Genomic DNA, 11,489 nt, shown 5'->3' with positions numbered 1-11,489 from the left:
ATGTCGTCGATCCGCCCGCCAACCGCCACGGAGGCGCTTCGCCACCCGTCCGACCTCGGGTTTTGTCCTGCTTCACCCCTCCCGAACCAGTCGAACAACGCATTCCAGCCCGCCAATGTTTCTTTTCGGCAACGTCGACCGCCGGCGAGGCCTCATCACGGTTTGGCCAGGTACCCGCCCACGAAGAGAACTCCCTCGGCCAGGATCCAGACGAAGGCCGCGACGGTGAGCAGGGCGTCCAGCCGGTCGGGCCGGTGCCGGATGCCGGGCATCGCCCACGCGGTCACGGCGACGGCCGTGGCGATGACGGCCACCGGTGCCGAGAACCGCACCGCGTCGTCGAATCCGGCGCCGCATCCCGGGTCGTGCCGCTCGTCCTCACCGCAGAAGGCGGCGTCGCCCCAGCCACCGAGGGCCGAGAAGGCCCAGAGACCGGCCAGCACGCAATTGGCGATCGTCGGAATGGCCGGCGAGACGCGCCAGCCGTTCGAGCGCCCGGGCATGGCCTGCACGGACAGAACGTACCTCGCCTCGTGGGAGCCGTGAAGCCCTCGCGAAACGCGTGCCGGCTCAGGTGATCTCTTTCGCCTCGTGAAGGTTCATGTCCATGACGATCGCCGTCATCACCGCCATCGTCCGCAGCGGCTCCCGGACGGGGTCGGCGATCTCCACCGAGTACTTGTCGGCCGTCGTCAGCAAGTGCGTGGCGAGCCCGGCCCATTTCTTGCGCACGTGCGCCACCTTGGCGCCGTCGCCGTCCTTCACCTCGAAGTTGTTACGCGGCACGTCCACGTCGATCGCGCCGATCAGCGTGCCGTCGTCGTCATAGATGACATAGCGGCGGCCGACTCTCTCGGTGACGTAGGACCCGACCCGCTCGCCGTCCGGCCGCAGGACCTCCGTGTACTCCCGCCCGCTCAGCTTGTCGACGATGAGCAGCGGGTCGCCGTCGGGTGTCGTCAGCAGGACCGCCCGGGCGTCGAGATTCGACTTTCCGGGGAACACGCCCCGCATGACCGCGTTGCCTCCCTGGTCGTCCGTCGGCGCCGCGATGGCAAGGACGGCGCCGTCACCGTCCAGCACCTTGTACCGCGACTTGGCGAACGGTCCCCGTCGAGGCTGCTCGACCCTGAGCGTGGAGGAACTGAAAGGGTCGCCCATGCATTCTCCTAGCCTCGTCGCCGGCGAGTCATGCCGGCCCTTACGGTACGCGAAAGTCCTTCGGCCGGCGGGCTATCCGATCGGCCAGTCCTTGCCTTCGTACAGCATGAGATCGATCGCCAGCGGCGCCGCGACCACCAGTACGCGGAGCGGATCGGCGAGGGGCTGGTAGATCTCCACCGAGTACCGGTCGGCGGTTGTCAGTATTTCGGTGGCCACGCCTTTCCATCTCTTCTCCACCTGCGCGACGTGGTTGCCGTAGGCGTCCAGTGCGGCGAACTTGCGGCCGAGCCGATTGCCGTCCAGCCGACCGACGAGACCTCCCGACGCGTCCAGAAGCGTGTACTCGTACAGCTTCTTGTTCTGCAGTGCCCCGATCTGACCACCCTCGGGAGTGCACACCCGGGTGCTTCTCGCGTTCTGCTTCTCCACCACCAGGAGCGGCACGCCCTGCGCGTTCTCGACATGGACGGTGCGGCCGGCATCACTACCACCGAATGCGGTCCTGACCGTCTGGCGGAGCACGGAGACGTCCCGCTCCTCCGCGGTCGCGAGCAGCGTGCCCTGACCGTCATACACCCGGTACCGAGAACGCGCCGCCGGGGCGCCGCGGGGCTGATCGACGCGCAGAACCGAGGAATTGAAGAGGTCCGTCATGGATCCGCATGATGGCAGGTCTCCAGGACGGGACGACCGAGTGGAAACCCCCGGCAACGCGGACGATCGGGCGCTGCCCCGGCGCCCACCGGATGGATTCCGATCCGGGCCGTGGGAGGCCCCAGACCTGGAACGAGCAGGCGCCCTTCACCGCGGCCATGGCGGGGTCGGATGGCGGACACCCGAGCATGCGAAAGGGGCGGTTCCGGTTGGAACCGCCCCTTCAGCTGCCCGTGGGAGCTGGGAACTCGCTCAGAAGTCCATGCCTCCCATGCCGCCGGACGGGTCGCCCGCCGGGGCCGGGTTCTTCTCGGGCTTCTCGGCGATGACGGCCTCGGTGGTCAGGAACAGCGCGGCGATCGACGAGGCGTTCTGCAGCGCGGACCGGGTCACCTTGGCCGGGTCGAGGATGCCCGACTCGAACATGTTGACGTAGTCGCCGGTGGCGGCGTTCAGGCCCTCACCCGGGGTCAGGTTGCGGACCCGCTCCACCACGACGCCGCCCTCGAGGCCGGCGTTCACGGCGATCTGCTTCAGCGGCTCCTCCAGAGCGCGCTTGACGATGTTGGCACCTGTGGCCTCGTCGCCCGCGAGCTCCAGCTTGTCGAACGCCTTGGTGCCGGCCTGCAGCAGCGCGACGCCACCGCCGGGGACGATGCCCTCCTCGACCGCGGCCTTGGCGTTGCGGACGGCGTCCTCGATGCGGTGCTTGCGCTCCTTGAGCTCGACCTCCGTCGCGGCACCGGCCTTGATGACCGCGACACCGCCCGCGAGCTTCGCCAGGCGCTCCTGGAGCTTCTCGCGGTCGTAGTCGGAGTCGGTGTTGTCGATCTCGGTGCGGATCTGGTTGACCCGGCCCGCGATCTCGTTGGCGTCACCGGCGCCGTCCACGATGGTGGTCTCGTCCTTGGTGATGACGACCTTGCGGGCGCGGCCCAGCATGTCGGTCGTGGTGTTCTCCAGCTTGAGACCCACGTCCTCGCTGATGACCTGGCCGCCGGTCAGCGTGGCGATGTCGCCCAGCATGGCCTTGCGGCGGTCGCCGAAGCCCGGCGCCTTCACGGCCACGGACTTGAAGATCCCGCGGATCTTGTTGACGACCAGGGTGGCCAGCGCCTCGCCCTCGACGTCCTCCGCGATGATCAGCAGCGGCTTGCCGGACTGCATGACGCCCTCAAGGACGGGCAGCAGGTCCTTGTTGGCCGAGGCCTTGCCCTGAACGATCAGGATGTACGGGTCCTCTAGGGTCGCCTCCATCCGCTCGGGGTCGGTCACGAAGTAGTGCGAGATGTAGCCCTTGTCGAAGCGCATCCCCTCGGTCAGTTCGAGCTCCAGACCGAAGGTCTGGCTCTCCTCGACCGTGATGACGCCTTCCTTGCCGACCTTGTCCATCGCCTCGGCGATCATCTCGCCGATCTGCGGGTCACCCGCGGAGATGGACGCCGTGGAGGCGATCTGCTCCTTGGTCTCCACGTCCTTGGCGAGCTTGGACAGCTCCTCGCTGACCCGCTCGACCGCGGCCTCGATGCCGCGCTTCAGCGACATCGGGTTCGCGCCGGCCGCCACGTTGCGCAGCCCCTCGCGCACCAGCGCCTGGGCCAGCACGGTCGCCGTGGTGGTGCCGTCACCCGCGACGTCGTCGGTCTTCTTCGCTACTTCCTTGACGAGCTCCGCGCCGATCTTCTCCCACGCGTCCTCGAGCTCGATCTCCTTGGCGATCGACACACCGTCGTTGGTGATCGTGGGGGCGCCCCACTTCTTCTCCAGCACGACGTTGCGGCCCTTGGGACCAAGGGTCACCTTCACGGCGTCGGCGAGCTGGTTCATGCCGCGCTCGAGACCGCGGCGGGCCTCTTCGTCGAACGCGATCATCTTTGCAGCCATAGGCTCCAGTCCTCCCGGAACAAGGTGGCTTAGACGGATCGAGCCGACGCCCGCGACGGACGGCCCCGCCGACGACTGCCATTCCGCCGCCGGACTGAGACCTCATCGCCCCGACCCAGACTGTGTGAAGTTGTCACTCTCCACAGCAGAGTGCCAACCGTTTGTTTAGCACTCTACCCTGCCGAGTGCAAGCACCACACATCCCCACCCGGGGTGTCTCCCCGCCTGCCCGGACCGGCCCTGACCAGGGTGCCGCCGCGGTGGACGCCGATGGACGCGGTGGCCCGTGCTGGACAGCCTCGTGCCGAGGCCGAGCGACTCACTTTGAAGCTGTCTCAGCCGACTCCGCAGGGGGCGCTGTTGACCGTGGAGATGTCGCTGCCGGGGAAGGCGAAGTAGTCGTGGGTCGTCATGCCGGCCAGGGCGAGGGCGAGGACGGAGAACAAGACCAACGGGAAGCAGACGAGCCGCGCCCAGAGAGGGGAACGGGCGCCGGCCACGAGGACCGCCACCGCGAGGACGAGAACCAGCGCCGAGGTCGCGAGGACGCCGATGGGGAGCCATGCGCCGTAGCCGTGGCTCCAGTGCGCGGCGGCGCGATCGTGCAGGCAGTCGAACTCGCGGGCTCGGTCGGCGCGGCCCTGAAGAGCGGACATGCCCCAAAAGCCGAGAACGCACAAGGCGGCAAGGGCCGGGGCGAGCGCGCCCAGCCAACGCCACAGGGTCCCTTTCATCATTCGGGGGATCCTAGGGGGACCGCACACCGTGGTGCCGTGGTCACGTAACGGCGGGCCCCGCGTTCCATGTACTTTGCGGGGCCCACCACCGCTGTCGAGGTGAGATGGGAAGGCCGCTCCGGATTCGATGCGCGAGTCCGGAGCGGCCGTTGTGCTTCGGTGCCCCCTAGGAGCTGCGGGTTACCGCTTGTTCGACTCCTGCTCGGACCCCGACACCGCGTTGACCACGGTGTTGCCCTTGCCGTCGTAGAGCTTGGTGGAGATGTCGCCGGTCTTCACCGACTTGTTCCCGACGATGGCGACCGCGCGCGGCGACGCGGTGAAGTTCGTGAAGATGGCGTCGCCAGGGCCTTTCTCGCTGACGCGCACGGGGCCGTTCTGGCCGACGGCCGCCTTCTTCACCGCGTGGATGTTCACCTCCTTGGGGTCCGGGTTCGAGGCCCGCCGCTGCGCCGACTGCGGGGCGGCCTGCTCCGCACCCTGCTGCGGGGCGGCCTGCTGAGCGTCCTGCTGGGGCGCCGCCTGCTCCGCACCCTGCTGCTGCGCGGCCTGCTGGGCGTCCTGCTGCGGGGCCGCCTGCTCGGCACCCTGCTGGGGCGCGTTCTGCTGAGCGTCCTGCTGCTGCGCGGCCTGCTGAGCGTCCTGCTGCGGGGCCGCCTGCTCCGCACCCTGCTGCTGCGGGGCCGCCTGCTCCGCACCCTGCTGCTGCGCGGCCTGCTGGGCGTCCTGCTGCGGGGCCGCCTGCTCGGCACCCTGCTGGGGCGCGTTCTGCTGAGCGTCCTGCTGCTGCGCGGCCTGCTGAGCGTCCTGCTGCGGCGCGGCCTGCTCCGCACCCTGCTGCGGGGCCGCCTGCAGCGTGTCCTGCTGCGGGGCGGCCTGCTGCTCACCCTGCATCGGCGCGGCCTGCTCGTGGGAGCCCTTGCCGTGACCCTTCTTGGTCGACTCCTGCTCGGCGCCCTCGATGCTGGTGACGGCCGTGTTGTGCTTCCCGCCGTGGAGAGTCGTGGTGATGTCGCCGGTCTTCACCGGCTTGTTGCCGATCACCGGCTTGGCGTGGGGCGACTTGACGATGTCCGTGAACATCAGGTCGCCCGGGCCCTTCTCGCTGACGTACGTGGGGCCGTTGTGCCCGACGTACGCCTTCTCCACCGCGTAGAAGTTGATGTCCGCCATGGCCGAGGGAGCCGCGAGGACTGCCGCCCCCATCGCTATTCCGGACACGGCCACCGTGCGCAAAATGCGCTTCATGCCTTTCCTCACTCTCGTAAGCCTGATCGACGCCCTGTGGAGCGCCACTCCGGCTTCAATCTTCCAGGAAGAAGCAATTGTGAAACACAAGCGTTGGAGAGGTCGTCACCAAGATCAAGTAGCGGCCTTCGATTTAACTAAAGCTTTTCCCATGCGTGTTTCAGGGCGATCGGCGAAACAATTAGCCAGGTCCAGCCGTCAACCGGGCATTTCCGTCGCAAGAAAGTCAGAGATTCGCCCGGTGTGCATGGAAAAGCCCCGGCACGATGGACGTGCCGGGGCTTGGGGCGAAAACGTGTCAGCCGCCCGCTACGGCGGGGATGATGGAGATCTGGACGCCTTCCGGAGTCGGGGTGTCGAGGCCGTCGGCGAAGCGGACGTCCTCGTCGCCGACGTACACGTTCACGAAGCGGCGGATCTTGCCGGCGTCGTCCAGGATGCGCGCGGAGATGCCGGAGTAACCGGCCTCCAGATCGGCGACGACGGCGCGCAGGGTGGCGCCCTCGGCCTTCACCTCGGACTCGCCACCGGTGTAGGTCCGCAGGATCGTCGGAATTCGCACGGAAACGCTCATGGTGCTCCTTTTCTCAGGCGAGGCCGGCGGCGCGGAACGCGTCCAGGGACGGGGCGATGTTCGCGCTCGGCGCGACGACCGGGGCGACGGCGTCCAGCGTCTTCAGTCCGTCCCCGGAGTTGATGATCACTGTTTCGGCGGACGGGTCGAGGGTGCCGTTCTCGATGAGCTTGCGGAGCGTCGCGACCGTGACGCCGCCCGCGGTCTCGCCGAAGATGCCCTCGGTGCGGGCGAGCAGCCGGATGCCCTCGACGACCTGCTCGTCGGTGACGTCCTCGACGGCGCCGCCGGTGCGGCGGGTGACGTCCAGGACGTAGGGGCCGTCGGCCGGGTTGCCGATGGCGAGGGACTTGGCGATCGTGTCGGGCTTCACCGGACGGATGACGTCGTGCCCGGCCTTGAACGCGGCGGCGACGGGGTCGCAGCCGGCGGCCTGGGCGCCGAAGACGCGGTACGGCTTGTCCTCGACCAGGCCCAGCTTGATCAGCTCCTGGAAGGCCTTGTCGATCTTGGTGAGCTGGGAGCCGGACGCGACCGGGACGACGATCTGGTCCGGCAGCCGCCAGCCGAGCTGCTCGGCGATCTCGTAGCCGAGCGTCTTGGAGCCCTCGGCGTAGTACGGGCGGACGTTGACGTTCACGAACGCCCAGTCGTCCTGCTCGCCGGCGATCTCCGAGGCGAGGCGGTTCACGTCGTCGTAGTTGCCGTCGACCGTCACGAACGTCCCGCCGTACACGGCCGTCGTGATGATCTTCTGGGATTCTAGGTCGGACGGGACGAACACCGCGCTGCGGATGCCGGCGCGGGACGCCGCGGCGGCGACGGCGTTGGCCAGGTTCCCGGTGGACGGGCAGGCCAGCACCTTGAAGCCCAGCTCGCGGGCCGCGGCCAGCGCGACGGCGACGACGCGGTCCTTGAACGAGTGGGTCGGGTTGCCGCTGTCGTCCTTCACCCACAGGCTCTGCAGGCCGAGGCTCTCCGCGAGGTTGTCCGCGCGGACGAGGCGGGTCAGGCCCGGCTCGGTGTTGGGCGTGTCCGCGACGTTGGACGGGACGGGCAGCAGCCCGCGGTACCGCCAGATGTTGCGGGGCCCGGACTCGATGCCGGCCCTGGTGACGCCCTCGAAGTCGTAGGCGATCTCCAGGGGGCCGAAACACTCCTCGCAGGCGTAGAAGGGCCCGAGGTCGCGGGTGGAGCTGCATTCGCGACAGACGAGGGCGGTAGCCGGTCCGAGGTCTGTGGCAGGCGTGAGTGCCATGAAGCGAGGCCTTTCTCCCCATCTTCCCTGCGCCACCTTGGTCGCAGGCCGGAGTTGGCACCATCTCCCGGCCGGCCTCGCAGGATCGCGAGCGCGCGTCAGCCGGGTGGTTGCCGGGGCTTCACAGGGCCGGTCCCTCCACCCCTCTGGATGAGCGGTATTCAGTTGTGAGAACGAGCAGTTTGAACTCGTATGCGTGACTTTACATGAACTGACCGGATGCCAGACAGGCGGGTCCACCGATTGAGACGTTACCCGGGTGAGTTCTTGATCACGCGGTCGACGCCTAGCGGGACGGTGCGCTGGGTGGGGTCGAGGAACACGTGCCGGACGATCGGGAGCCGCTCCCGGAGCCGCCGGTCGATCTCGCCGGCGACGTCCTCGGCCTGGTCGGCGCTGATGTCGTCGGAGAAGTTGACCTTGGCGGCGACGAGGATCTGCTCGGGGCCGAAGTGCATGGTGAGCAGCTCGTCCACGCCGGTCACACCGGCGGTGCGGAGGATCTCGGCGCGGATGTCGCGCTGCGCGGCCGGGTCGGCCGCCTGCCCGATGAGCAGGCCCATGCTCTCCCGTCCGATCCCGAAGGCGAGGACGACGAGGAGCAGCCCGATGAGGACGGACGCGAGCCCGTCCCAGAATTCGGACCCGGTGATCTGGCGCAGCACCAGCCCGCCCGCGGCGAGCGCGAGGCCGATCATCGCGGCGGTGTCCTCGAACAGCGCGGTCTTGAACGTCACGTCGGGCGACCGCCGGACATGGTCGACGATGTCGCGGCCGTTGTCGCGGGTCTCCTTGTGCGCCTGGTAGAAGGCGCGGATCCAGGACGTCCCCTCCAGCAGCGCGCCGAGGGCGAGGACGGCGTAGGCGAGCCACACCGTCGTCCCGGTGCCGCCGTGGCCGGTCATGGTCAGGATGCCCTCGAAGATCGAGAATCCGGCGCCGGCCACGAAGATGCCGAACGCGGCGAGCAGCGACCAGAAGTACCGCTCGTTTCCGTAGCCGAAGGGGTGGCGCGGGTCGGGGGGCCGCTCGCTGCGCTGCAGGGAGGTGAAGAGGAAGCCTTGGTTGAGGGTGTCCGCCACGGAGTGCGCGCTCTCCGCGAGCATCGCGCTGGACCCGGCCAGCAGGCCGGCGAACAGCTTGGTGATCGCGAGGATGAGGTTCGCGGCACCGGCGACGAGCACGGTCTTCGTCGTCTCGGACCTGCTCATTCCGGTCGGGTACCCGCCGCACTCCCGGCTAATCGGGGCAATGCACGCAGTGACCCGCACCACGCGGGTCACTTTGAAGCGCCTCGGCCACAACTGAGACCCTGCCGGTATGAGCCAAGTGCTGGTGGCATCGAATCGGGGTCCGGTGTCGTTCTCGCTGTCGGACGACGGCGAGCTCACCATGCGGCGCGGGGGCGGCGGACTGGTGTCCGGCCTCGCCGCCGTCACGGGCGCCCCGCGCGACCCCGGCCCGTCGCGCCCGGCCGGGACGCGTTCCGAGCCGTCCGCCGAGACCCCGGACGTACTGTGGGTCTGCGCGAGCCTGGGCGAGGCCGATCGGACGGCCGCCCGCCGTTCACCGGACGGCCGCCTGGATCTCGCGGGCTACGAGACCGGCGGCGCGGCGGTACGGATGCTCGACATTCCCGCGGCCACGTTCCACCGCGCGTACAACGCCGTTGCCAACTCGACGCTGTGGTTCGTCCATCACCTTCTGTACGACACCCCGCGCAACCCGCATTTCGATGCTCGTGCCCGCCGCGACTGGCAGTCCTATGAGGCGTACAACGCGGCCTTCGCGGACGCCCTGGCACGGGACGCCGCCCAGGGAGCGAAGGCGGCGATCCAGGACTATCACTTGTCGCTGGCACCACGGATGCTGCGCGATCGTCGCCCGGACCTGAAAATCGCCCATTTCTCACACACGCCTTGGGCGCCACCCGAGTACTACAGGCTGCTCCCAGACGACATCGGCAGGCAGATCCTTCTCGGCATCCTCGGCGCCGACCACGCGGGGTTCCTCACCGAGCGATGGGCTTTGGCGTTCCTCGACTGCTGCGAACTGCTGCCCGGCGCCCGCGTCGACCGCGCCTCCCGTACGGTCACGTGGTCGGGCCACACCACGCGCGTAGGCGTGCATGGGCTCGGCGTCGACGGGACGGCTCTGCGCCAACGCGCCGCCGAACAGGACGTCGCTGAGCGGGCGCGCGCGCTGCGGGAACAAGTGGGCGACCGTCAGCTCATCGTGCGCATCGACCGGACCGAACTGTCCAAGAACATCGTGCGTGGTCTCGCCGCCTACCGTGAACTGCTCGTCAACCATCCCGAGTGGCGTGGCCGTGTGGTGCACCTGGCGTTCGCCTACCCGTCCCGGTACGACCTGCCCGAATACCGGGAGTACACGGCGGCCGTCCAGGAGATGGCCAAGCAGATCTCCGACGAGTTCGGCACGGCCGACTGGGAACCGCTGATCCTGCAGGTGAACGACGACTATCCGCGCTCCCTCGCTGCCTACGGCTTGGCGGACGTCCTGCTGGTGAACCCGATCCGTGACGGAATGAACCTCGTCGCGAAGGAGGGGCCCGTCCTGTCGGAGCAGGGCTGCGCGCTGGTGCTGTCGCGAGAGGCGGGCGCGGCGGCGGAGCTGTCCGGGGACGCGCTGATGATCAACCCCTACGACGTGTCGCAGACGGCGGAGGCCCTGCACCAGGCCCTGCTCATGCCGCGCGCCCAGCGGGCCGATCGCTGCGCCCGCCTCGCCGCCGCCGCGACCGCACTCCCCCCGCAACGCTGGTTCGCCGACCAGCTCGCCGCCCTCGACTGAGCACCGGCCGCACCGAGAGGCGGGCGCACGGTGGGTTGCGGCGTGCCGCCCTTCGGGCGTAAGGGCGACACGCCGCGGGTCAGGTGGCGGGGCTCGGGTGCTCGGCGGCGAGGAGGGACTCGACGGGGTTCGGCTCGTGGTGCTGCTTCCAGCGTTCGCGCAGCGCGGCCTTGTGCTGGGCCATGCGGCGGTGGGCGGCGGTCCGGGTGAACCGGGCGAGCTGGGACGCGGGGGGCTTCGGCAGGCCGCTCGGCTCGTAGCCGTACTCGGCGAGCCGTTCGCCGAACGCGGCCTCGGCCAGGCTGATCTCCCACGGGTCGAGGCGTTCCGCCCACGATCCGACGCGGCTGGTCGTGACGGCGTCGTGCGTGCGTCCGTGCCACTTCTTCCGGGACGGGACGATCTGCTTCGCGAGGCCCTCGGGGCGCGTCATGGCCGGGTCGAAGTCCTCGCCGAGGAACCCGCAGAGCCGGGTCACCTCGTCGGCGGGGTCGGCGACGAGCCGTTCGTACTGCAGTTCGTAGTAGGTGTCGGGGCCGAGGCGTTCGGCGAGCCGGCGGCCGCGGTCGATCGTCTCCCGCCAGGCGGAGATGGCGTGGTGGACGTCCCCGTCGAACCAGGGCATCTCCATCAGCGACGCGACGCAGTCCCGGCCGTCCCGGACGAGGTGGACGAACTGCGCGTCGGGGAACATCCGCAGCAGCGCCCCGACGTGCTGGGAGTAGCTCGGGCGCTTGTCGCCCCAGCGCTGCTTGCCGTGCAGGCGGGCGTAGGCGCGGAACACGATGCCGACCGCCGAGCCGAGGCTCGGCGGTCCGGCGGTTATCTCGTCGACGAGGTCGGCGGCGTCCATGCCGAGCGCGTGGACCTTCGTGGACCGGTCACTCGTGATCCACTCCGCGAGCGCCCGCCTGTTCTCCCTCACCCGGAGGTCACCGAACTCGCACCGTTCCGTATAGGCGGGCAGGACGAACTTCGTCTCCGCCGGGATCGCGATTCGGGCGTGCGAGTGCAGCATCAGCCGCAGCAGCGTCGTCCCCGAGCGCGGGCAGCCGAGGACGAAGAGCGGGCGGTCGTGGCGGGAGGCCGGTCCTGGTGACATGCACCGCATGCTGGTGCAGACGCCCAGCTCACGGCACCGATACTGGACGCACCG

At 69.2% G+C, this 11,489-nt stretch carries 11 protein-coding genes and 1 riboswitch; of the genes, 1 reads left to right on the top strand and 10 read right to left on the bottom strand.

All coding sequences use genetic code 11. The features are described from left to right. Window positions 1–155 precede the first annotated feature (155 nt). The 9 genes from ACQPXG_RS06845 to ACQPXG_RS06805 form a co-directional block, all read right to left on the bottom strand. A complete protein-coding gene (locus ACQPXG_RS06845) occupies window positions 156–512 on the bottom strand; it encodes a hypothetical protein (protein ID WP_433466766.1) in 357 nt (118 codons plus the stop codon). A gap of 58 nt (window positions 513–570) precedes the next feature. Next, on the bottom strand, window positions 571–1,161 hold the full coding sequence (locus ACQPXG_RS06840) for a phospholipid scramblase-related protein (RefSeq protein ID WP_433466765.1): 591 nt from the start codon (window positions 1,159–1,161) through the stop codon (window positions 571–573). Window positions 1,162–1,233: 72 nt separating this feature from the next. Then, the gene (locus ACQPXG_RS06835; RefSeq protein ID WP_433466764.1) at window positions 1,234–1,818 is read right to left on the bottom strand and encodes a phospholipid scramblase-related protein; all 585 of its coding nucleotides are present in this window, start codon (window positions 1,816–1,818) and stop codon (window positions 1,234–1,236) included. A gap of 252 nt (window positions 1,819–2,070) precedes the next feature. Next, a complete protein-coding gene (gene groL / locus ACQPXG_RS06830; protein WP_433466763.1) occupies window positions 2,071–3,702 on the bottom strand; it encodes a chaperonin GroEL in 1,632 nt (543 codons plus the stop codon). Window positions 3,703–4,037: 335 nt separating this feature from the next. Continuing rightward, window positions 4,038–4,439 (bottom strand): hypothetical protein, encoded by a 402-nt coding sequence (locus ACQPXG_RS06825; protein WP_433466762.1) that lies wholly within the window; start codon window positions 4,437–4,439, stop codon window positions 4,038–4,040. Between the two features lie 180 nt (window positions 4,440–4,619). Beyond that, a complete protein-coding gene (locus tag ACQPXG_RS06820) occupies window positions 4,620–5,687 on the bottom strand; it encodes a hypothetical protein (RefSeq protein WP_433466761.1) in 1,068 nt (355 codons plus the stop codon). Between the two features lie 298 nt (window positions 5,688–5,985). Further along, window positions 5,986–6,261 (bottom strand): MoaD/ThiS family protein, encoded by a 276-nt coding sequence (locus ACQPXG_RS06815; protein ID WP_433466760.1) that lies wholly within the window; start codon window positions 6,259–6,261, stop codon window positions 5,986–5,988. A 13-nt stretch (window positions 6,262–6,274) separates the two neighbouring features. Further along, entirely contained in the window at window positions 6,275–7,519 is a 1,245-nt protein-coding gene (gene thrC, locus ACQPXG_RS06810; RefSeq protein WP_433466759.1) for a threonine synthase, read from the bottom strand. A 15-nt stretch (window positions 7,520–7,534) separates the two neighbouring features. Continuing rightward, window positions 7,535–7,676, bottom strand: a riboswitch (SAM riboswitch). A 94-nt stretch (window positions 7,677–7,770) separates the two neighbouring features. After that, window positions 7,771–8,730 carry a cation diffusion facilitator family transporter gene (locus tag ACQPXG_RS06805; RefSeq protein ID WP_433466758.1) on the bottom strand — a complete coding sequence of 320 codons (960 nt, stop codon included), beginning with the start codon at window positions 8,728–8,730 and terminating at the stop codon, window positions 7,771–7,773. A gap of 109 nt (window positions 8,731–8,839) precedes the next feature. On the opposite strand from ACQPXG_RS06805, the gene ACQPXG_RS06800 reads away from it, so the two are divergent. Further along, complete coding sequence (locus ACQPXG_RS06800; protein ID WP_433466757.1) at window positions 8,840–10,333, top strand: alpha,alpha-trehalose-phosphate synthase (UDP-forming); 1,494 nt, start codon at window positions 8,840–8,842, stop codon at window positions 10,331–10,333. A 79-nt stretch (window positions 10,334–10,412) separates the two neighbouring features. Here ACQPXG_RS06800 and ACQPXG_RS06795 read toward each other — a convergent pair whose 3' ends face one another. Beyond that, entirely contained in the window at window positions 10,413–11,435 is a 1,023-nt protein-coding gene (locus ACQPXG_RS06795) for a sulfotransferase family protein (RefSeq protein ID WP_433466756.1), read from the bottom strand. Window positions 11,436–11,489: the final 54 nt, after the last annotated feature.

Origin of the sequence: Spirillospora sp. CA-128828 (assembly GCF_050945415.1) — a bacterium.
Lineage (GTDB): Bacteria > Actinomycetota > Actinomycetes > Streptosporangiales > Streptosporangiaceae > Spirillospora.
The sequence above is the reverse complement of the archived record's forward strand: the minus strand, read 5'-3'. Positions and strand labels throughout refer to the sequence as shown.

Coding starts and splice junctions, on each gene's coding strand:
- ACQPXG_RS06840 (WP_433466765.1), bottom strand. CDS start 1,161: ATGGGCGACCCTTTCAGTTCCTCCACGCTCAGGGTCGAGCAGCCTCGA.
- ACQPXG_RS06835 (WP_433466764.1), bottom strand. CDS start 1,818: ATGACGGACCTCTTCAATTCCTCGGTTCTGCGCGTCGATCAGCCCCGC.
- groL (WP_433466763.1), bottom strand. CDS start 3,702: ATGGCTGCAAAGATGATCGCGTTCGACGAAGAGGCCCGCCGCGGTCTC.
- ACQPXG_RS06825 (WP_433466762.1), bottom strand. CDS start 4,439: ATGATGAAAGGGACCCTGTGGCGTTGGCTGGGCGCGCTCGCCCCGGCC.
- ACQPXG_RS06820 (WP_433466761.1), bottom strand. CDS start 5,687: ATGAAGCGCATTTTGCGCACGGTGGCCGTGTCCGGAATAGCGATGGGG.
- ACQPXG_RS06815 (WP_433466760.1), bottom strand. CDS start 6,261: ATGAGCGTTTCCGTGCGAATTCCGACGATCCTGCGGACCTACACCGGT.
- thrC (WP_433466759.1), bottom strand. CDS start 7,519: ATGGCACTCACGCCTGCCACAGACCTCGGACCGGCTACCGCCCTCGTC.
- ACQPXG_RS06805 (WP_433466758.1), bottom strand. CDS start 8,730: ATGAGCAGGTCCGAGACGACGAAGACCGTGCTCGTCGCCGGTGCCGCG.
- ACQPXG_RS06800 (WP_433466757.1), top strand. CDS start 8,840: ATGAGCCAAGTGCTGGTGGCATCGAATCGGGGTCCGGTGTCGTTCTCG.
- ACQPXG_RS06795 (WP_433466756.1), bottom strand. CDS start 11,435: ATGTCACCAGGACCGGCCTCCCGCCACGACCGCCCGCTCTTCGTCCTC.